This is a genomic window from Candidatus Pelagibacter sp. HIMB1611, from assembly GCF_052047715.1.
Lineage (GTDB): Bacteria > Pseudomonadota > Alphaproteobacteria > Pelagibacterales > Pelagibacteraceae > Pelagibacter.
On the sequence record NZ_JBNAJM010000001.1, the window covers coordinates 1,074,671 to 1,094,507 of the forward strand.

Sequence of the window (19,837 nt, forward strand, 5' to 3'; positions counted from 1 at the left end):
TTAAAGTTTTGTTCCACCAACTGTCATTTTGTCAATTAAGATTGAAGGTTGAGCAACTCCAACTGGAACACCTTGTCCAGCTTTACCACAAGTTCCTATACCAGGATCTAACATCATATCGTTTCCAACCATAGAAACTTCTTTTAAAATTGAAGGACCATCTCCTATTAATGTCGCTCCCTTTATCGGTGAACCAATCTTTCCATTATTAATTTCATATGCCTCAGTACAATTAAATACAAATTTTCCAGATGTAATATCAACTTGTCCTCCTCCAAAACTTACTGCAAAAATTCCTTTTTCTACTGATTTTATCATTTCTTCTTGAGTTTGGTTTCCACTCAACATCATTGTATTTCTCATTCTTGGCAAAACAACGTGTCTATAATTTTCTCTTCTTCCTGAGCCAGTCGATTTGGTGTTCATCAATCTAGCATTTAATCTATCTTGCATAAAATTCTTTAATATCCCATTTTCAATCAATACTGTTTTTTCTGTTGGTGTCCCTTCATCATCAATAGTTAAGCTACCTCTTCTATTATCAATTGTTCCATCATCAACAATCGTAACTCCCTCACTGGCAACTTTTTGGCCCATAAGATTATGAAATGCAGAAGTTTTTTTTCTATTAAAGTCTCCCTCCAAACCATGTCCAATAGCTTCATGAATTAAAATCGCTGGCCATCCTGGTCCTAAAACAACTTTCATTTCTCCTGCTGGAGCAGGTTTGCTCTCTAAATTTACTGAGGCAATTCTAAAAGCTTCCTCACATACAGTTTTCCAATTGTCATTTTTTAGATATTCATCATAAGATTGTCTTCCACCTATTCCGTAAACGCCAGTTTCTTTTCTTCCATTTTTTTCTAACATCACAGATACATTAAATCTAATTAAAGGTCGGACATCTGTTAATACTTCACCACCTGATCTTATAATCTCAATAGATTTTTGTTCACCTGCAAAACTTGTAGTAACTTGTTTTACTGATTGATCTTTTTTCCTTAGATACTCATTTACTTTATTTAATACTTCTAATTTCGAATTTAATGTTTTTTGCTCTATGGGATTAATATCCTGATAAAATTTTCTATTAGATCTTGAAATATCTTGATTGTAGGTACCTTTCATAGACTTAAGTGTAGATTTTAAATTTTCAGAAGATTTTTTTAATGAATCTTTTGATATTTCATTAGAGTGAGAATATGCAACAACCTCTCCTGTAATTGCTCTAAATCCAAAACCTAAATCTGAACTATAGCTTGAGCTTTTAATTTTATTATCATCTAATAAAATAGATTCAGATTTAGTGTCCTCCAAATATAGCTCACCGTCATCACAATTTTGTAATGTATCAGATACTATTGCATCAGCATCTTTTTTTGTTAAATCAGATTTGTCAAAAAAATTACTCACCTAGCTTAGATAGTGTTTTATTGTTAATTTTCAACTAATCATTTAGCACATTTACATGCTATATTTTAAAGATAATATAATTTTATATGAAAGTTTATTTTAATAACTCTTGCAAAATCTGTAGATCAGAAATCAATATGTATAAAAAAGAAAATATTGAAGATATTGATTGGATAGATATTACCGATAACAGAGATGCAGAAAAAGAAACCTCCAAAAATGACAAAGAACTTTTAAGAAGATTGCACATTAAAGAAAATGACCAGGTAATTGAAGGTGCGGAAGCTTTTCTTTATGTATGGAAGAAAATACCAAAATATAAATTCTTATATAATTTTTTTAAACTTCCTATTATTTTTACTATTTTTAAGTATGGATATGAAATAGTTGCGTATTTTTTATTTTTGAAAAATAAAAAACAATTAAAAAATTAATTAAGAAAAAATATCAAAATTTGACTCAATAAAGACATTGAGAGAATAAACATAATTAAAACTACAGAATACATAAGAGTAATAATTTTATTTCTTTTTCTTCTTAGTCTTACAAAATTTTTGTCATCTAAATCTGATATGTCTCTTTCTCCATCAACTTCATAGTCATAACTCCATCTCCAAGTTGATTGTCCTAGCCTTTCATCTTGACTATTAAAATATCTGATCCAAGCAAGAATATAACTTAACAGAGCATATAAAATCACCATCGCAATTATTCCATAAAACATAACTAATAATACTTAAATTAAACGTAATAATTAATGATTATTTTTGGCTCTTTTTCTTGCAATTAATTGAGTTAAAGAATCCACCATCGTATCCGAAGCTTTGAATATTTCATTATTTTTAAATTCATGAGAGATATTTTTCTCAGGATTAGTTTTATCTTCAATGACTATGCCTTCATCAGGAGAATTATTTTTAATATAAATTAATAATAACCATTCCTCATCAGGAGCTTCATCCCACTTAACAAAAATCTCACCTGTTTCAAATCTTCTGTCGATACATCGAAAAATAGACATATGTCTTGTAATATGTCTTTTATTTAATTGGAAAACTAAACTACTGGCACTCCTATAAAAGCTTTCAAGAGCAAACTCAATTTTTTGCCTTGCTAAAGTGTATTCTTTTTCTTTCTTAAGTAATGTTTCCCTATCTTCATCACCTTGAATTTTAACTCCTAAAGCCTCTACTCTCTCTCTTATTTTTTGATCTCTTATTATTCGATATTTTTCTTTTAGCTTCTCAATTCTTTGTTGAAGTCCTGCATAATCTTCTCTTTTTTCTTTTAATGAAATTTTTTCTAATTTTTCTAATTCTTTAACTTCTCTTACTCTAAATTTTTCAATTTGTTTTTCTAATTTTAATTGTTGTAAAAATTTCTTCTGCTTTTCAGCCTGTTCAATTCTTATTAGTGCCTGTTCTTTTCTTAAAAATAACTTAATTTCTTTTGTTCTTTGTTTCTCTAACCTAATTTCTTCTTTTAGTACTTGCTCATTTAGTTTTAACTTTAATTCTTGTTCTTTTTGCCTCTCTTGCTGTAAGGCTAATTTTTCCTGTCTTTCTTGTTCCTGTTTTTCAAGTTTAATTCTTCTCTGCTCGTCTTTTTTAAGGACTTTATAATCATTAATTGTTTCAGATATTTTATCAAAAAATGCTTGGATATATTTTTCTATATTAATATTTATTTTGAATTTAAATTCAGGTTTAAGTGAATTTTGAAAATTAATTATTTTTAAAAGGAAACTTTTTTCTTTGGGTTTTTTGATAATTTTTTTTTTTGTTTTAACCTTTAAATTATTTTTTTTTTTAGTTTTAGTTGTGTTTTTTTTATAAATTTTAGGTTTTGTTTTTTTAACTTTAGAAATTTTTTTAGATTTTTTAGATTTTAACTGAGATTTTTTTTTACTTTTTTTAACAGATTTATTTTGTTTTTTTTTTATTTTTTTCATTTAAAGGGAATTATTATTTACCAATAAATTATTGATAAATATAGTCTCTTGTAACTGGTGTAGAAGTATAATTTTTAGTAAGCTGAAACTGATATACAACTTGGTCTCCCCATTTAAATGCCATTTCACAACCTGCTAAATAAAACTCCCACATTCTAAAAAAACGCTCATCAAACATGTTAATAATTTTATCTTTATTTTTTAGACAATTTTCTTTCCAATGTCTTAATGTATGAGAATAATGCATTCTTAGTACCTCAATATCAGCGACGATTAAGCCAGCTTTTTCAATTGGGGTAGTTACTTCACTTAGACTGGGTGTATAACCACCTGGAAATATATATTTTGTTATCCATGGGTGAGGATCTCTTGGTGGATTTACTGATCCAATGGTATGAATTAACGAAACTCCATCATCTTTAAGAAGTTTTTCAACTTGTGAGAAAAACTTTTTGTAAAATTTTCTTCCCACATGTTCAAACATTCCAACACTTACAATTCTATCAAATTTTTCATCCAGCTCCCTATAATCCATCAACCTAAATGTTAATTGATTTTCTAAATTCAGTTCTTTAGCTTTTTGATTGCAATATTTAAATTGATTCTCAGATAATGTGATACCAGTTACTTCACAATTAGCTGATTTTGCAATATCAACTGCTAGAGATCCCCACCCACATCCAATATCAAGGACTTTTTGATTTGGCTTTATATTTAATTTTTTAATTATATGCTGAATTTTATTATTTTGAGCAGTCTCTAAAGTATCATTTTCATTTTTGAAATAAGCACATGAATATTGTCTTTTAGGATCTAAAAATAAATCATAAAGATCATCTTTGATATCATAATGATGTGAAACATTCATTTTAGATTTTTTGATAAAATTAAAATTTGTTAGATATCTATATGAACCCCTCAATCTGTTAATTAAGTAACTGAAAAAATTTAATTCTCCTCTTCCAAAATTCATTAAAGATAAATCTAAAAAATCTGTGAGACTTCCATTCTCAATGACTATATCTCCATCGGTATAAGCTTCCCCAAAATAAAGGTCAGGATGAAATAAAAGTTTATAATGAAGTTTTTTATTTAATATTTTAACTTTTATAGGATTTTCATTCTCAGGATTTCCAATTATATAACTTTTAGAATTTGCATCGACTAGGATAAAACCATCTTTCTTAAAAACACTATTTAAGAACCTTGCTAATTGCATATTAAGCTGCCATAGATGATTTAAACGAAAAATCTAATTTCTCTAAATTATTTAAAAGATCAAATTCTTCCTCTTTATTCAGAATTCTTAAAGGAGGAAGTAAATTTTCATAAATACTGTCTTTATGTTTGAAAAAGGTATGTAAACCAGAAATTAAATTATATTTTTCAAACGTACCTCTCACATCACAAAGTTTAGTATTTATTTCTTGATCTTTTCCATTTTTAAAATCATCATATACTTTTCTTGCCATCAGAGATGTTGCGTTACATGTAGCAGTGATTATTCCTGAGCAACCTAACTCAAGTCCCTTCAATAATTTAGTTTCAGAACCTGGCATAACTGAAAAATTATCTAATTTTAAATTTTCAAAAAGATTGTATGAACTATCTTTGACTCCAACTATTTGGTCTGGGAAATTTTTAACAAGCTTTTCTACAGACTCAACACTGAACTTATATCCAGAAAGTTTTTCAAAATTATATAAAATAATTTGAGCTTTTGGCACAGAGTCTACTATTTTAGAATAAAAATTAAATACGTCCTCATCACTATATTTGTAAAATGCTGGAGGCATAATAAGAAATTTCTCAAAATTTAATGATATTGCAACTCTCATTAAATTTATTGTTTCACCTAAAGAGTTCAATCCAGTTCCAATAATGCATTTATCTTTATATTTATATGTTGATAATTTATTTAGAAAATTGATTTTTTCTGCAACAGAAATTAATTGGGCTTGCCCAGTACTACCAAATATTGCAGCTCCATGACAGCCATTATCAATAGTCAATTCTACATGTGCTATCGTTTTGTCAACATTAAGAGTAAGATCTTCATTTAATAATGACAAAGTAGCAGCATAAACTCCATTTATTTTACTCATATTAAAAATTTATATAAAAATTATAATTAGTAAAGTTTATAAATAAAAATATGAAAATTTTAGCAGTTCAAAATAGAATGGGAATTGGTGATAGTATTATATTTTTACCTTTTGTAGAGGCGATATCTAACAAATTTAATACTCCTGTAAGTTTACTTGTTCAAGAAAGCTCAAAATGCAAGGAGTATTTAAATCAAACAAACTACATTGATGAAATAATCGTTCTGAAGAGAAATAATAAAATTAAAAACTCAGAACATAACGGATTTTTTGGAAGTTTGAGATTAGCTAATGAATTAAGAAAATATAAATTTAATAAAGTTTTCATTTTTAACTCTTCACTTCGATACAATTTAATTGCAAAATTATCTGGTATTAACAAAATTCATCAATTTCCTTTATTTCAGAAAAAAGAACAAAATATGATAAAAGCCTCGAACAAATTAATTTATGATACAATTGGTATCCAAGTAAAAAACAACCCAAATATTCATATTAATAAGTCAAGTGTTTTAGAAGCTGAAAAAAAATATAATTTTTCTAAAAATGATTTTAATATACTTTTAGGTATAGGTGGATCAGGACCTACGAAAAGAATTCCAGCAAAAACTTTTTTAAAAGTAATGAAAGAAATTTCTAAGCAAAAAAAATGTAAATTTTTTTTAGCAACTGGTAAAAATGACGAAGAACAAAAAATTTTAAATGAAATTAAAAACTCAGATCTTAAAAATTACTGCCAATCTTTAGATAATTTATCTATAAATGAATGTTTGCCGATTATTAAAAATTGTAATGTATCAATATGTAATGACTCAAGCTTCAGTCATCTTTCTTCAGCGCTTGGGGTAGAAACGATAACTTTAATGGCAGATACCCCTCTAATTTATGGAAATTATAGTTCTAAAATGCACCCTGTATTACCCGATGATGTTAACGAAGTAACTCATGGAACTTTAGGAAAAGATAAAATTAATCCACAAAAAATACTTTATAAATTAAATTCAATAATATCTTAACTGATATCATTTAGCACTATCTCTTTAGCTTCATTTACTAAAGTAGATAACCTAGAAGTCTCAGGTGAAATATCTGGATGAATTTTTTTTTGTATTTTAATGTAAGCTTTATTTACATCCTCTTTAGTTAAACTTTTTGAAGGATTTAAATTAAGTATACGATAAGCTTCTTCAGTAGACATTGTATTTAAATTTGATGCAGTGTTATTAAATGAAAATCTCCCTGAATTTCTTAAAGTTTGTATTAATCTGTACAACGAAATTAACTGAAAAATTGACATACCTTTCAATTTTAAAAGAGCAAGACTCGCGAGAGTAAATGGTAAAGTAAGTAAAAATTTACCTCCGATTGCAAACAAAACTGCAAAGATGATTAAAACTATGAATAAGAATACTCTTAAACCTTTTGATATTTTTTTTGACGCTACTTGAGTAAAAAATCTTAATAAAAAATATAAACCAACTATAATTAATAATGTATAAATTATAAAATTCATATATTTCCAGTTAAAAATGAAAGTACCATATCTAAAAAAAAAACCAGAGTTAAAATCTTGTCACAATATAAAGTGGGAAGATAACTATAGCTGGATACATCAAGAAAATATTTTAGAAGTCTTGCAAGACAAGACTAAGCTTCTTCCAGAGGTAAAAGAATATTTAGAAGATGAAAATAGATATACTGAGTATCATCTAAAAAATACTAAAAATGCTCAAAAAGTATTATTTGATGAAATTAAAGGTAGAATAAAATTAGACGATGAAAGCTTATCTTTTAAAGATCATTCATATGAGTATTGGACAAAGACTACTGCCAAAGGAAATTACTCTATAAAATTAAGAAAAAAAATTGGTTCAACAGAAATTGAAGAAATTTGGAATGGAGATAAAGAAAAAGAAAAATTAAATGTTGAATATTTCGGTGTTGGAGATTTAGAAGTTAGTAACAATGATGAATATCTTGGGTACTCACTAGATACCAAAGGTTCAGAGTATTATACAATTTATGTAAGAAATATTAAAAATAACAAAATAATTTCAAAAGAAATAAAAGAAACATCAGGAAGTATAATTTTCAGCTTGGATGATAAGTATCTTTTTTATTCAAAGTTAGATGAAAATCATAGAGCTAGAAAAATTTATAGACATAAAATTGGAGATTTTGAAAGTGTAGATGAATTAATCTTCGATGAAAAAAGCGAAGCTTTCACTGTTAGTATTGGGTTAAGTTCTGATGAGAAATATTATTTCATAAATACTTCAGATCACAATACATCGGAGCAATATTACTTTCATGTGAATGAAGTAAAACCAAATCCAAAATTAATAATTAAACGCGAAAAGGGAATTCTTTACTCTGTAAATTCATGGAATGGAAAATTTTATAATCATACAAATAAAGATGCAGAGGATTTTAAAATAGATATTTCAGAAACTTTAGAAAATCAAAATTGGGAGACATTTATTCCTGCAAAAAAAGAAGTTTTAATTGGTGGACTTACATTTTTAAATGACTGGATAATTAGATCCGAAACGTCAGAAGCCCTGGACAAACTGTTTGTTATTGACGCTTTAACAAATAACGAAGAGGAATTAATTTTTTCTGACGAAAAAGTATGTGTTCCTGGTGTTTCATTAACTCAAAGAAATAGAGACACAGATGAGGTTTATGTTTCATATTCTTCACCCAAAACACCTTCAAGAGTTTACAAATACAATTTAAAAACTAAATCTAAAACACTTGTAAAAGAACAAGAAATACCCTCAGGCCATAATACAGATGATTATATAGTTGAGAGAGTAGAGTTTAAATCCCATGATGGAAGAATGGTTCCACTTACTATTACAAGACATAAAAATACAAAAATAGACGGAACAGCAAATTTGTTACTATACGGATACGGATCGTATGGTAGTTCGATGAGTCCAGGTTTTTCCTCAACAAGACTGAGCTTAATAAATAGAGATATTATTTGGGCTACTGCACACATTAGAGGTGGAATGGAAAAAGGAATGAAATGGTGGAAAGAAGGAAAGTTAACAAATAAAAAAAACACGTTTGAAGACTATATTTATGCTGCAAAATATTTGATTGAAAATAACTATACTTCAAAAGGAAAAATAATCGGAATGGGTGGATCTGCTGGTGGTTTATTAATGGGAGCTGTTGTTAATCAATCTCCTGAATTATTTTTAGGTATAATTATGGCTGTTCCTTTTGTTGATTCATTAACTACAAATCTTGATCACTCTTTACCACTTACGGTTGGTGAATTTGATGAATTTGGTAATGCTAAAGAAAACAAAGAGCACTTTGATTATATATTTTCATATGCTCCATATAATAATATAAAAAAAATGGATTATCCTCATATGCTAATAACAACTAGTTTAAGTGATAACAGGGTTTTGTTTGATGAACCTGCAAAATTTACAGCTAAACTTAGAGACTATAAAACTGATAATAATTTATTACTTCTCAAAACAGAAATGAATGCAGGTCATGGAGGTAAATCTGGTAGAGATGGAGCAATAGAAGAAATTGCACTTGACTACGCATTTGCATTAAAAATTTCAGAAAAAATTTAATTTCTCATATATTGAAATTTTTTTAATCATACCTACATATACAATGTAAGTTGCCTTATGGGGCTTGCATAAAATAAACTTGCTTAAAAAAGGAGGATATTATGACAAGTAAGGATCTATCTATATTTAACTCACTAAGACCTTTTTCAATTGGCTTTGACGATATGTTTGAGCAATTTGAAAGTATGTTGGGTAATGGGGGTTTGTCAATGCAATCAAACTACCCCCCATACAACATCAGAAAAACTGGTAAGGATAATTATGCAATTGAAGTTGCATTAGCTGGTTTTAATAAAAATGATGTTGAGGTTGAGTTTGAAGATAATTTATTAACGGTAAGAACAAAACAAGTTAATAAATCTGAAAACAATGAAGTTAATGGAGAAATAATTCATAAAGGTATTTCTCAAAGACAATTTGCAAGATCATTCACTATTGCTGATGATGTTAAAGTTAATGGTGCTGAACTTAAAGATGGTCTTTTAACAATATCTTGTGAAAGAATTATCCCAGAACACAAAAAGAAAAAACTTATAGAAATTAAATAAGTTTACCCTTACTTGCGAGGATTTATCCTCGCAGGTAAAACCTAAAAACATCCATTAGAAGCAAATCCAATTACTATCTTATCTGGATTAATCTCAAATCTTCTCTCACATGGAAAGCCATACTTCTTAGTATTATAAATAAAAATAAAATTACCTTTTTCATTTTCAAAATCTTCATCAGGTTTTCCAAGTTCCATTTGTAATTTACTTGCTGATTGACCAATAAATTCACTCAACTTTTTATTTTCTTTTTCTATAGCAGCATCAGTTTTTTGCTTTACTGTTTGACACCCTGAAACAAATAAAAAGATAAAAAACGTAAAAAATAAAATTCGCAAATTTTTCATATAACAACACTATCATTACAAATATGGCATAAATATAAACTTGTAGGTTGAATTTTGTGAATAAAATGGACTTATTCAAAGTATTATTCAATAGAATCAAATAATTATCAGTCATTAGGAGGACAAATGCTTGATAATTATTTTAATTATAAAAAACACAAAACAGATTTTAAAACAGAAGTCATAGCGGGAACAACAACGTTCTTAACGATGGCTTATATAATGTTTTTAAATCCATTTATCTTATCGGGAGAATTCGCCGGACCCGAAAAAGGTTTCTTTGATTTTGGCGCAGTATATACAGCTACTATTTTAGCTACAGCTTTAGCATGTTTTATTATGGCTTTTTATGGAAAAACTTGGCCAATAGGACTTGCGCCCGGAATGGGTATTAACGCATTCGTTGCATTTGGTGTATGTGCAGGAATGGGATATACACCTCAAGAAGCGCTTGGTGCAGTATTGGTGGCAGGTGTATTATTCTTGATAATATCTTTAACACCAATAAGAGCATGGCTGATTAACTCAATTCCAAAAAGTTTAAAATTAGGAATTGGTGCAGGTATAGGATTGTTTTTAGCAATTATAGGACTTCAAATTATGGAAGTGGTTGTGGATGATCCTGTAACTTTAGTTAAACTTGGAAATCTTAGCGATCCTTTAGTTCTTTTAGGATGTGCAACTTTTATAGCGATCATTGTTTTAGAAAAAATGAATGTAAAAGGAAATATCATTATAGGAATTTTGGTATTTAGTATTATTGCTTGGGCTGCTGGCCTTGCTAAATTTAATGGTTTAGCTAGTTCACCTCCACCAATGACATATCTATTTGAATTTGATTTGTCAGCTGCAATGACTGCTGGAATGTCTACAGTTATTTTTACTTTATTGTTTGTAGACTTTTTTGATACAGCTGGAACATTAACATCTGTTGCAAACGTAGCGGGTAAAGTTGATAAAGATGGAAAAGTTAAAGATATCAATAAAGCAATGTTATCTGACAGTGTTGGGACAGTTGCAGGTGCAATGATGGGAACAACTACTGTAACAAGTTACGTCGAGTCTGGTGCTGGTGTAAAAGCAGGTGGTAAAACTGGAATGACATCGCTTGTAATAGGAATATTGTTTTTAGCGTGTATCTTTTTTGCTCCTTTAGCAACTAGTTTACCTAAACAAATTGATGGTGCGGCTTTAGTATTTGTTTCTGTTCTTTTTGTAAGAAATATTACAGATATTGAATGGAATGATATTTCTGAGTCTGCTCCTGCAATACTTGCAATGATTGCAATGCCATTAACATATAGTATTAGTAATGGAATTGCCCTAGCATTTGTTTCTTACGCATTAATTAAAATATTTACTGGAAAGTTTTCAAGCACTTCTCCAGCGATATGGGTAATTGCAATACTTAGCGTTATAAGTTTTGCTGTAAGTTAAATAAGATTTTAACAGGGCTAGTTTACTAGCCCTGTTAACTAATTTCTTTTAATTAATTCTTCAATAGATAATTCTTCATAATGTTCAGTTGGCTGAACAATCCAAGGGTCAGAATCTAGTCTTACAGGACAGAAATCTGGTTCGAAAGTTGATGATTTTTTTTTCCAAAGACAAGCAGTTTTAACTTCTTTGATAAAATCTTTTGTTTGAGGATAATTTTTTAACCACTCAATACTTTTATTTAAAGTTAGACCAGTATCAGAAAGATCATCTATCAATAAAACTTTACTAAAATCCTCGTTATTAGCTAATGAGCTTATTTCTCTAGCAAACATAAGTTCACCTTGCTTATCTTCCATTCCTTCACCTGAATAACTTTGAATAACAATGTAGGCTATTGGTAATTTTAAAATCCTCGATAAGATATCAAGGATCGGTGCAGCACCTCTCATAATACCAATTAAAACTGTCGGTTTGTATTCTTTGTGAATTTGTATTGCTAGTTTCTCAACAATTTTTATATATTCATCAAAAGAGATTATGAGTTTGTCAGCCATGAAGTTTAGTATCATAAGTAAAAAAATTTAAAAAGGAGAAATGATGAAGGTTTACTGGATTGCTTTGTATAAAAAGATAGATAGCCAAGAAAATATTAAAAAATATGGAGCTAAAGTTACAGATATAATCAAAAGTTATGGGGGCGTGCCATTGGTAAGAGGAGGAAAGTTTAATACTTTAGAGGGAGAAACTTACCCAAGAACAGTAATTTGGGAATTTCCTAGTTATGAAAAAGCTATGGACTGTCATGACTCTAAAGAATATCAAGAAGGTTGGGCGCTCGCAAAAGATACTACCGAAAGAAACTTACAGATAGTCGAGGCTTTTAATATTGAATAGGCTCAGGATCTATACTTCTCCAAAGATACCAAGTGGCTACAGAACAATATGGGGAAAATCTTTTTTGCAATAAGTTTACATAGCTTTCTGGTGGAAGATATTTTTTATTATAATTTTTTGAAATAGCTCTTAGAAGTCCTATATCTTGTACAGGCCATATATCAGGGCGATTGTAAGTAAATAATAAAATCATTTCAGCAGACCATCTTCCTATTTGTCTAAGTTTAGATAAGTATATAATTGCTTCTTCATCAGACATGCCTGGAATAACTTTAGGATTAAATGTTTTATTTAATACTTGTTCTGCTAAACTTTTTATACCCTTAACTTTTTGTCTACTTAATCCACAGCTCTTTAATTGAGAGCTTGATAATTTATTTATTGTTTTTGCATTAATTTTGTTATTACACTTTTTTTTAAACTTTAAAAAAACTGAGTTAGCAGCAGCTACGCTGATTTGTTGACCAATTATACTTTTACAAAGAGAAAAGAAAACATCTCGCCTTGATGTAAGAACAGTTTCTGATGGTGACTTATATTTTTTAATCAAAGAAGACATAGTTTTATCTTTTTTTGATAAGTACTTTTTTGCTTTATTCCAATATGATGGGGTTTTACTCATGACGTGAAACAGATAGTTTTTTTTTCAAATACATTTCTCTTCTAAATATAATTATAGATGAAACAATAACTAATAAAGCACCTAATAAAGTTTTAGAAGTTGGTATTTCATTCCAAATAAAATATCCAAATATTATTGCAAAAACTAATCCAAGATATTTTAAGGGAGAAACCAAACTAACTTCTGAATATTTATAAGATTGTGATAGCCATAAATTTGCAAGACCACCTAATATACCAACCATTGATAACAAAAATAAATCAAGTAAACTTGGCAAAATCCATCCCTGATAAAACGATAAAAAACTTAGAAGCATTATCGAGAATGAAAAGAAAAAACTAATCAACCAGGCAGGTTCGGTTGATGATAATTTTCTTATAGCAATTGCTACATAGGAAAGACCTAAACAAAAAATAATTGGGTAAATATAATACACATTTAAAGCACTAAATCCTGGCTCGGTAATAAATATTATTCCTAAAAATCCAACTAGCACTGCCATCCATCGATATAAACCAACTTTTTCATCTAATAAAAAAATTGAAAAAATTGTAATAAAAATTGGTGCTGCAAAGGAAATACTTACAACGGTTGCCAAAGGTAAATTTCTAAGTGCAACAAATATAGAAACTAAAGCTATAAGTCCTGCTAAGCATCTTTTAAAATGAAGTACAGGTCGCGTTGTTTTATAGAAATCAAGATACCGATCTTTAGGAATGAGGAATAAAATTGGGATTATTCCACAAAAGCCTCTAAAAAACAAAACTTGCCCAACTGGATAATCTTCAGACCATTTAACAATTAAATCCATTAGCGAGAAAGCGCATACAGATATAAACATATAAAAAAAGCCCAATTGATTTTTTGACAACATATGATTAACTTAGATTAATTAAGGTATTTATCAATGGAAATAGCAATTTTAGGTTTAGGATGTTTTTGGGGACCAGAAATAAAGTTCAGCAAACTTGATGGTATCGCAAAAACAGAAGTGGGATATTGTGGAGGTAACTCTGACAAAACAAATTATAAAGAAGTTTGTTCTGGTACAACCAATCATGCTGAAGTAGTTAAGTTAGAATTTGATCCAAATAAAATTTCTTACGAAAATATTCTTGAACATTTTTTTAAATTTCATGACCCCACTACATTAAATTCTCAAGGCCCTGACTTTGGTACTCAGTATAGAAGTGAAATTTTTTATACAAACGATGATCAAAAAACTATTGCGAAAAAGATGGTAGAAAAAGAAAATATTAAACTATCTGGCAAAGTAGTCACAAAAATTTCATTAAATAAAAACTATTGTACAGCAGAAGAGTATCACCAAAAGTATCTAGAAAAAAGATAGCATGTCATTGGTTGATACAGATTGGCTAGAGAAAAATCTCGACAAAGTGAAGATAATTGATTGTTCTTGGCATATGCCTGCTGAAAATAGAAATGCTCAAGATGAGTTTGATAAAGAGCATATCCCAAATGCTATTTTTTTTGATTTAGATAAAAATTCAAAACAAGACACAGACCTTCCTCATATGCTTCCAAGCTTAGAGGTTTGGAATGAAATAATTTCAGACTTAGGAATTTCAAATGATGATCAAATTGTAATTTATGATAATTCAAATGTCATAAGTTCATGCAGAGGTTGGTATAATTTCATTTATTTTGGTCATGATCCAAAATTGGTTAATGTTCTTGATGGTGGTTTTAAAAAATGGAAAAGTGAAAATAAAAAGACCTCAAATATTTCAGCAAATTTAAATAAATCTAATTATGAGGGTAATGAATTAACTAAACTTGTAAAAAATAAAGTCTTAATTGATAAAAATATTTCTAGAAAAGAATTCAAAGTAGTAGATGCACGAAGTAGAGAAAGATTTGAAGGTAAGGCTCCAGATCCAAGAAAAAATGTAAGAAGTGGTTCTATTCCAAATTCGGTATGTTTACCTTTTGTAGAGGTAATAAATGAAAATAAGACTTTTAAAAATAAAGAGGATTTAAATAAATTATTTCAAGAAATATCAAAAAATTTTGAGGAAAATTTAGTTTTTTCTTGTGGATCTGGTGTTACTGCTTGTGTTTTAGCGCTTGCATATTCTTTGGTTAATACTAAATATCATCCAACCATTTATGACGGATCTTGGTCAGAATATGGAAAAATTTAAACTATGAAAACATCAACTAAAATCACGAGTATAATCGTTATCTTCTTTTTAATTATTGCCATAGTGATTATTGGCAGAACAATGATTGGAAATCATTTTAAGAAAAAATTTAGTAAAAGACCTCCTCCTGGAATAATAGTGACCACAACACAAGAGAGAACTTTTGAAAATGTTATAAGTACATACGGAACAGCAGCACCAATTAAAACTCAGTCATTTAAGGTAGAAAAGTATGAGATATTAAAGCCGATAGATTTTAACAAAAAAGTTAAAAAAGGCGATGTTGTTGCTAATCTTAAGAATAGGAAAATTATTGCTCAATTTAATGGGGTTATTGGAAAAAGAGAATTTTCTGAAGATTTAGAAGTATCAAAATCTTCTTTATTAATTAATTTAGAAGATACTAGCTCACTGTATTGCGATGTTGATATACCAGAAATTTTTGTTCCATTTATAAAAGTTGGTTTACCTGTTGATATAAAGTTTTCTGGATATAAAAATAAAATTTATAAAGGTGAAGTTGACTCCTTCGCAAGCAGAATAAGTCAAGACACCAGATCATTAGCTACAAGAATAAAAATGGATAATAAATCTGGAGAAATTTTACCAGGTTCATTTTTAGAAATTTCAATTAAATACAATGTTAGAGATGGTTTAAGTGCACCTGACACAAGCACAATAGTCGAAGGTGAAAATATATTTATTTATAAAGTGGATGAGAAAAATAAAGTAATGAAAACAAATGTTACTGTAGGTGATAGATATTTAGGATTTGTAGAGATTTTAGATGGATTAAATAAAGGAGATAAAATTGTTGCTGAGGGTACAAAAAAAGTTAGACCAAATTTAACGATTAGACCTATAGAAAAAGGTGCAAAGAAAAAACAAGGAAATTCTGGTTGGGGTAAAAAAAAGGGATCCAAAAAAGCTGAAGAAAAAAAAAGTAAATTTGATTGGTTAAAAAATATTTTTAAAAAATCTGAAAAAGAAAAAAAATAATTAAATGTATATAACCGAAGTTAGTATTAAACGACCTGTTGTTGCTTGGGTAATGTCTTTAATTCTAATTATTTTTGGAATATTTGTTTTTGCGGAGCTACCAGTTCGAGAACTTCCAGATGGAATACAGCCTCCAGTAGTTCAAGTTCAAACTGATTATAAATCAGCGTCAGCAGAAATTGTTGATGAAGAAATAACTCAAAAACTTGAAGACGTAATAGGTGGTGCAGAAGGTATTAAAAACATCGACTCTAGTTCTTTGAATGGACGAAGCAGAATTAATATACAATTTAATACAGATATTGATTTAGACGATGCAGCGAATGATATTAGAGAAAGAGTTGCTCGTGTTGTTGACAATTTACCTAGCGAGTCTAATCCACCCCAAATTCTAAAACAAGCAGCAGGTTTCACAACTACAATGTGGGTAGCACTGACATCTTCTACATGGGACGATCTTGATCTTGGAGATTATGCCGAAAGATATCTGATAGATGCTTTTTCAAGTGTTCCAAACGTTGGAAGGATCTTAGTTGGTGGACTAAGAGAACTTAGTGTAAGAGTTTGGATAGATCCTATCAAATTAGCAGCCAATAACCTTACAATTCAAGAGGTTGAAAGAGCATTAAGAAATGAAAATCTTAATATTCCTGCTGGTACATTAGAGGCAAATAATAAAGATTTAACTTTAAATATAGATAAGTCTTATTCAAACATAGATACTATAAAGCAACTTCCTCTAAGAAAAAATAAAGACAAAGTAGTAATACTTTCTGATGTTGCAAATATAGAATTTGGACCTGTTTCAGAGAAAACTTTATTCAAAGCACAAAGTAAAAATGCACTCAACCTAAAAACTGTAGGAATTGGCATATACGCTAAAAGTGGTGCTTCAACAGTAGAGTTATCAAACCAAATTAAAGCCAAAATAAAAGAACTGAATAAGTCACTTCCAGATGGACTAAGTTTGGAGATAGCATTTAACAGAGCAACATATATTGGTGCTGCAATCGAAGAAGTTTATAAAAGTTTAATTATTGCTTTTGTTTTAGTAGTTTTAATTATTTATCTTTTTCTTGGAAATCTTAAAGCGGTAATTGTACCAGCTGTAGCTCTTCCTGTTAGTTTAATTGGTTCATTTCTTGGATTATACATTTTTGATCTCTCAATAAATATTTTTGTATTATTAAGTTTTATTTTAGCAATAGGAATAATTACTGATGACTCTGTAATTATGACAGATGCTATTTATACTAGAATAGAAAATGGTGAAACACCACTAGTTGCTGCTTATAAAGGTTCTAAGCAAATTACTTTTGCTATTATTGCAACTACTTTAATTTTAATTGCAGTGTTCTTGCCCCTTATATTTATTAAAGGAATATCTGGAACTTTATTTAAAGAGACAGCCATAGCGCTATCATTTTCAATTGTAGTATCATCCTTTGTTGCATTAACTCTATCTCCAATGCTTGGAAGTAAGTTTTTAAATAAAAAAGAAAAAGTTAATTTCTTAGTTAAAAAATTTAATAATAAATTTAAATCTTTTACTGGATTTTATATTGATTCACTCAAGTACTGGATAAATAGACAAAAAACTATTTCGATATTTATAATTTTTATCGTTGCAGCATCTGCTTATCTTTTTAATTTTTCAAAAAAAGAATTACTGCCTATGGAGGATAGAGGTTCTTATTTAATAATAGGTTCGACAGATGAAGGTAGTTCATTTGAATATACTCAAGAAAAAGCTCAGATAATTGAAGGAAGAATATTAAGATTATTGCAAGCAGAAGATAGCCCATATGAAAGACTAATCATGAGAGTTCCTGGATTTGGAAGATCCGCAACATCTTATAACACTTTTATAATAATTGCTTTACTTGATGAATGGAAAAATAGAGAAAAAAATAGTCAAACTGTATTAAGAGAAGCTATTGGACAAGTGGTTTCGGTTCCAGAAACTTTTGCATTTCCAATATCTCCGCAAGGAATAAGAGTTTCAAACTACAACAAACCAGTACAGATGGTTATTTATGGGACAAGCTATGAAGAATTAGAAGATATTCAAAATAGTGTTCTGAGAGAATTAAGAAAAAATAGAAATATGTTCAGAATTGAAAGTGATTACACAAAAAACAAACCTGAAGTTAAATTAATCACAAACAAAAATAGAGCTAATGACCTAGGTGTATCTACAGAAAATATAGGTAGAACTCTTGAAACACTTTATGGAGGAAAAAGAGTTACTTCATTTAGTAAAGAAGGAAGAGAATACCCAATAATCTTACAACAATATTTAGCTGATAGACGTGATCAAGACGGATTATCAAAAATATTTGTAAGATCTGAAACAACTGGAAAATTAGTTTCAATAGCTAGTCTTGTTGAATTTGAGGAAAAAGGAACTGCAGAGGCACTACCAAGATATAATCGACAAAGAGCTGTTACAATTTCAGCTGCACTATCAGAAAATTACACACTAACTGAAGCTGTTAAATATTTAGAAGATGTAATGATAAAAGTTGCGCCTCAAAACCAAATTACTTGGAAAGGAAAATCAGAAGAATTGAAAGAAACTACAAACGAAATTTATTTAATTTTTGCTTTAGCTTTGTTGACTGCCTATTTGGTAATGGCAGCAACATTTAACTCTTTTGTGCACCCTTTCATAATTATTTTGACAGTTCCTTTAGCTGTATTTGGTGGTTTAGTATTTATTTTATTTTTAAATAGTTCAGTAAATATATTCTCACAAATTGCCTTAATCATTCTTATTGGTATTTCTACGAAGAATAGTATTTTAATAGTCGATTATGCCAATCAAATAAGAACGACAGGTGTGAAAATTCAAGAGGCAGTATTGAAAGCCTGTAAGCTAAGAATTAGACCTATTATAATGACATCACTAAGTACTATGATTGCTATGATACCTTTGGTTATCGGAAATATAGGTCCTGGTGCTGGAGAAGGTTCAAGATTAGCAGTTGGTGCAACTATTTTAGGTGGAATGATTATATCAACATTCTTTACTCTATATGTAACCCCTACAATGTATTTAGCATTAGCAAAAAATACTAAGCGGATTGATGCCGTAGATATAGAGCTGAAAAAACAATTAAATTAAAAAATAATATACTTACTTGTAGTTAATTTATTTTTACAATCTGATAATTGTTTTTTATAAATATTTGACTGTTTCTCAACCCTTTTAGCTAAGTTAATAACCTTATTATTTTTTTTATAATTTTTATAATTCCCCCACCCCTCGTGGTATGCAACATATTGTCTAAAAGCATCTTTCTTTGAAACTTTTAAAATTTTCTCAGTTTTGTTTGTATACCAACCAATAAAATCTACACTATCTTTAAATCTTGTTCTTGTTGCAAATTTATTACCTGTTTCTTCTTTGTATTGTTTCCAAGTACCTTTCACCGCTTGAGAATATCCAAAAGAACTAGAAGGTCTTTTGTAAGGGATAACTTTAAATATTTTTTGTCTTGGAGGTTTTGCTAACCTATCAAAACTAGATTCCATCTTTATAATAGCTAATTGTAAATACACAGGTGTACCCCACTTTGCTTCTGCTTTTTTGGCATGCTTATACCACAGATATCTTTCATTAAATATTGAGCAACCATCCGCAGTATTAGATGGAATTGATGAGCAAGCAGAAAGTAAAATAAAATTAAATAATAAAAAAAAATATTTATATTTTTGAAAAAAATATTTCATTAATCTTGTAGTT

The 19,837-nt window shown here is 28.9% G+C and carries 21 protein-coding genes; 10 read left to right on the forward strand and 11 right to left on the reverse strand.

Annotated features, from left to right (window positions below):
* The gene (tldD, locus tag ACTTAS_RS05810) at positions 1 to 1,413 is read right to left on the reverse strand and encodes a metalloprotease TldD (RefSeq protein ID WP_440678672.1); all 1,413 of its coding nucleotides are present in this window, start codon (positions 1,411 to 1,413) and stop codon (positions 1 to 3) included.
* Between the two features lie 86 nt (positions 1,414 to 1,499).
* Between tldD and ACTTAS_RS05815 the strand changes: the two genes are divergently transcribed.
* Entirely contained in the window at positions 1,500 to 1,847 is a 348-nt protein-coding gene (locus ACTTAS_RS05815) for a DCC1-like thiol-disulfide oxidoreductase family protein (RefSeq protein ID WP_440678673.1), read from the forward strand.
* Here ACTTAS_RS05815 and ACTTAS_RS05820 read toward each other — a convergent pair.
* The 4 genes from ACTTAS_RS05820 to ACTTAS_RS05835 are packed head-to-tail and all read right to left on the reverse strand — an operon-like array spanning position 1,844 to position 5,469.
* Entirely contained in the window at positions 1,844 to 2,137 is a 294-nt protein-coding gene (locus tag ACTTAS_RS05820; RefSeq protein WP_440678674.1) for a hypothetical protein, read from the reverse strand. The two genes, ACTTAS_RS05815 and ACTTAS_RS05820, sit on opposite strands and share 4 nt — an antisense overlap.
* 30 nt (positions 2,138 to 2,167) lie before the next feature.
* Positions 2,168 to 3,364, reverse strand: a complete 1,197-nt coding sequence (locus ACTTAS_RS05825; RefSeq protein WP_440678675.1) for a hypothetical protein — start codon at positions 3,362 to 3,364, stop codon at positions 2,168 to 2,170.
* Between the two features lie 28 nt (positions 3,365 to 3,392).
* Positions 3,393 to 4,583, reverse strand: coding sequence for a class I SAM-dependent methyltransferase (locus ACTTAS_RS05830; protein WP_440678676.1), 1,191 nt, complete (start codon positions 4,581 to 4,583; stop codon positions 3,393 to 3,395).
* 1 nt (position 4,584) lies between these two features.
* Complete coding sequence (locus tag ACTTAS_RS05835) at positions 4,585 to 5,469, reverse strand: dihydrodipicolinate synthase family protein (RefSeq protein WP_440678677.1); 885 nt, start codon at positions 5,467 to 5,469, stop codon at positions 4,585 to 4,587.
* Positions 5,470 to 5,519: 50 nt separating this feature from the next.
* Here ACTTAS_RS05835 and ACTTAS_RS05840 point away from each other — a divergent pair, with 50 nt between their 5' ends.
* On the forward strand, positions 5,520 to 6,485 hold the full coding sequence (locus tag ACTTAS_RS05840; RefSeq protein ID WP_440678678.1) for a glycosyltransferase family 9 protein: 966 nt from the start codon (positions 5,520 to 5,522) through the stop codon (positions 6,483 to 6,485).
* Here ACTTAS_RS05840 and ACTTAS_RS05845 read toward each other — a convergent pair.
* Positions 6,482 to 6,982 carry a J domain-containing protein gene (locus ACTTAS_RS05845; RefSeq protein ID WP_440678679.1) on the reverse strand — a complete coding sequence of 167 codons (501 nt, stop codon included), beginning with the start codon at positions 6,980 to 6,982 and terminating at the stop codon, positions 6,482 to 6,484. The two genes, ACTTAS_RS05840 and ACTTAS_RS05845, sit on opposite strands and share 4 nt — an antisense overlap.
* Before the next feature lie 16 nt (positions 6,983 to 6,998).
* On the opposite strand from ACTTAS_RS05845, the gene ACTTAS_RS05850 reads away from it, so the two are divergent.
* Together ACTTAS_RS05850 and ACTTAS_RS05855 are read left to right on the forward strand one after the other, a co-directional pair.
* Complete coding sequence (locus tag ACTTAS_RS05850; protein ID WP_440678680.1) at positions 6,999 to 9,074, forward strand: S9 family peptidase; 2,076 nt, start codon at positions 6,999 to 7,001, stop codon at positions 9,072 to 9,074.
* 101 nt (positions 9,075 to 9,175) lie between these two features.
* Positions 9,176 to 9,622, forward strand: coding sequence for an Hsp20 family protein (locus ACTTAS_RS05855; RefSeq protein ID WP_440678681.1), 447 nt, complete (start codon positions 9,176 to 9,178; stop codon positions 9,620 to 9,622).
* Between the two features lie 41 nt (positions 9,623 to 9,663).
* Here the strand turns inward: ACTTAS_RS05855 and ACTTAS_RS05860 are convergent, their stop codons facing one another.
* Complete coding sequence (locus tag ACTTAS_RS05860) at positions 9,664 to 9,969, reverse strand: hypothetical protein (protein WP_440678682.1); 306 nt, start codon at positions 9,967 to 9,969, stop codon at positions 9,664 to 9,666.
* 126 nt (positions 9,970 to 10,095) lie between these two features.
* On the opposite strand from ACTTAS_RS05860, the gene ACTTAS_RS05865 reads away from it, so the two are divergent.
* A complete protein-coding gene (locus tag ACTTAS_RS05865; RefSeq protein WP_440678683.1) occupies positions 10,096 to 11,406 on the forward strand; it encodes an NCS2 family permease in 1,311 nt (436 codons plus the stop codon).
* A gap of 38 nt (positions 11,407 to 11,444) precedes the next feature.
* On the opposite strand, the gene ACTTAS_RS05870 is transcribed toward ACTTAS_RS05865, so the two are convergent.
* Positions 11,445 to 11,978: a phosphoribosyltransferase gene (locus tag ACTTAS_RS05870; protein ID WP_440634774.1), complete on the reverse strand. Its 534-nt coding sequence runs from the start codon at positions 11,976 to 11,978 to the stop codon at positions 11,445 to 11,447.
* A gap of 28 nt (positions 11,979 to 12,006) precedes the next feature.
* Here ACTTAS_RS05870 and ACTTAS_RS05875 point away from each other — a divergent pair, with 28 nt between their 5' ends.
* Positions 12,007 to 12,303, forward strand: coding sequence for a DUF1330 domain-containing protein (locus ACTTAS_RS05875; RefSeq protein ID WP_440678991.1), 297 nt, complete (start codon positions 12,007 to 12,009; stop codon positions 12,301 to 12,303).
* On the opposite strand, the gene ACTTAS_RS05880 is transcribed toward ACTTAS_RS05875, so the two are convergent.
* Both ACTTAS_RS05880 and ACTTAS_RS05885 read right to left on the reverse strand, forming a co-directional pair.
* Positions 12,290 to 12,925 carry a DNA-3-methyladenine glycosylase family protein gene (locus ACTTAS_RS05880; protein ID WP_440678684.1) on the reverse strand — a complete coding sequence of 212 codons (636 nt, stop codon included), beginning with the start codon at positions 12,923 to 12,925 and terminating at the stop codon, positions 12,290 to 12,292. The two genes, ACTTAS_RS05875 and ACTTAS_RS05880, sit on opposite strands and share 14 nt — an antisense overlap.
* The gene (locus ACTTAS_RS05885; RefSeq protein ID WP_440678685.1) at positions 12,918 to 13,799 is read right to left on the reverse strand and encodes a DMT family transporter; all 882 of its coding nucleotides are present in this window, start codon (positions 13,797 to 13,799) and stop codon (positions 12,918 to 12,920) included. The genes ACTTAS_RS05880 and ACTTAS_RS05885 overlap by 8 nt, the downstream gene beginning before the upstream one ends.
* Before the next feature lie 33 nt (positions 13,800 to 13,832).
* On the opposite strand from ACTTAS_RS05885, the gene msrA reads away from it, so the two are divergent.
* Genes msrA through ACTTAS_RS05905 form a run of 4 tightly spaced genes read left to right on the forward strand, consistent with a single transcriptional unit; the run spans position 13,833 to position 19,216 of the window.
* Entirely contained in the window at positions 13,833 to 14,276 is a 444-nt protein-coding gene (gene msrA, locus ACTTAS_RS05890) for a peptide-methionine (S)-S-oxide reductase MsrA (protein WP_440678686.1), read from the forward strand.
* 1 nt (position 14,277) lies between these two features.
* The gene (locus tag ACTTAS_RS05895; protein WP_440678687.1) at positions 14,278 to 15,090 is read left to right on the forward strand and encodes a rhodanese-like domain-containing protein; all 813 of its coding nucleotides are present in this window, start codon (positions 14,278 to 14,280) and stop codon (positions 15,088 to 15,090) included.
* A gap of 3 nt (positions 15,091 to 15,093) precedes the next feature.
* The gene (locus tag ACTTAS_RS05900; RefSeq protein WP_440678688.1) at positions 15,094 to 16,089 is read left to right on the forward strand and encodes an efflux RND transporter periplasmic adaptor subunit; all 996 of its coding nucleotides are present in this window, start codon (positions 15,094 to 15,096) and stop codon (positions 16,087 to 16,089) included.
* A 4-nt stretch (positions 16,090 to 16,093) separates the two neighbouring features.
* A complete protein-coding gene (locus tag ACTTAS_RS05905; protein ID WP_440678689.1) occupies positions 16,094 to 19,216 on the forward strand; it encodes an efflux RND transporter permease subunit in 3,123 nt (1,040 codons plus the stop codon).
* On the opposite strand, the gene ACTTAS_RS05910 is transcribed toward ACTTAS_RS05905, so the two are convergent.
* Complete coding sequence (locus ACTTAS_RS05910; RefSeq protein WP_440678690.1) at positions 19,213 to 19,824, reverse strand: transglycosylase SLT domain-containing protein; 612 nt, start codon at positions 19,822 to 19,824, stop codon at positions 19,213 to 19,215. The genes ACTTAS_RS05905 and ACTTAS_RS05910 overlap by 4 nt on opposite strands.
* Positions 19,825 to 19,837: the final 13 nt, after the last annotated feature.

Coding starts and splice junctions, on each gene's coding strand:
- ACTTAS_RS05815 (WP_440678673.1), top strand. CDS start 1,500: ATGAAAGTTTATTTTAATAACTCTTGCAAAATCTGTAGATCAGAAATC.
- ACTTAS_RS05820 (WP_440678674.1), bottom strand. CDS start 2,137: ATGTTTTATGGAATAATTGCGATGGTGATTTTATATGCTCTGTTAAGT.
- ACTTAS_RS05825 (WP_440678675.1), bottom strand. CDS start 3,364: ATGAAAAAAATAAAAAAAAAACAAAATAAATCTGTTAAAAAAAGTAAA.
- ACTTAS_RS05830 (WP_440678676.1), bottom strand. CDS start 4,583: ATGCAATTAGCAAGGTTCTTAAATAGTGTTTTTAAGAAAGATGGTTTT.
- ACTTAS_RS05835 (WP_440678677.1), bottom strand. CDS start 5,469: ATGAGTAAAATAAATGGAGTTTATGCTGCTACTTTGTCATTATTAAAT.
- ACTTAS_RS05840 (WP_440678678.1), top strand. CDS start 5,520: ATGAAAATTTTAGCAGTTCAAAATAGAATGGGAATTGGTGATAGTATT.
- ACTTAS_RS05845 (WP_440678679.1), bottom strand. CDS start 6,982: ATGAATTTTATAATTTATACATTATTAATTATAGTTGGTTTATATTTT.
- ACTTAS_RS05850 (WP_440678680.1), top strand. CDS start 6,999: ATGAAAGTACCATATCTAAAAAAAAAACCAGAGTTAAAATCTTGTCAC.
- ACTTAS_RS05855 (WP_440678681.1), top strand. CDS start 9,176: ATGACAAGTAAGGATCTATCTATATTTAACTCACTAAGACCTTTTTCA.
- ACTTAS_RS05860 (WP_440678682.1), bottom strand. CDS start 9,969: ATGAAAAATTTGCGAATTTTATTTTTTACGTTTTTTATCTTTTTATTT.
- ACTTAS_RS05865 (WP_440678683.1), top strand. CDS start 10,096: ATGCTTGATAATTATTTTAATTATAAAAAACACAAAACAGATTTTAAA.
- ACTTAS_RS05870 (WP_440634774.1), bottom strand. CDS start 11,978: ATGATACTAAACTTCATGGCTGACAAACTCATAATCTCTTTTGATGAA.
- ACTTAS_RS05875 (WP_440678991.1), top strand. CDS start 12,007: ATGAAGGTTTACTGGATTGCTTTGTATAAAAAGATAGATAGCCAAGAA.
- ACTTAS_RS05880 (WP_440678684.1), bottom strand. CDS start 12,925: ATGAGTAAAACCCCATCATATTGGAATAAAGCAAAAAAGTACTTATCA.
- ACTTAS_RS05885 (WP_440678685.1), bottom strand. CDS start 13,799: ATGTTGTCAAAAAATCAATTGGGCTTTTTTTATATGTTTATATCTGTA.
- msrA (WP_440678686.1), top strand. CDS start 13,833: ATGGAAATAGCAATTTTAGGTTTAGGATGTTTTTGGGGACCAGAAATA.
- ACTTAS_RS05895 (WP_440678687.1), top strand. CDS start 14,278: ATGTCATTGGTTGATACAGATTGGCTAGAGAAAAATCTCGACAAAGTG.
- ACTTAS_RS05900 (WP_440678688.1), top strand. CDS start 15,094: ATGAAAACATCAACTAAAATCACGAGTATAATCGTTATCTTCTTTTTA.
- ACTTAS_RS05905 (WP_440678689.1), top strand. CDS start 16,094: ATGTATATAACCGAAGTTAGTATTAAACGACCTGTTGTTGCTTGGGTA.
- ACTTAS_RS05910 (WP_440678690.1), bottom strand. CDS start 19,824: ATGAAATATTTTTTTCAAAAATATAAATATTTTTTTTTATTATTTAAT.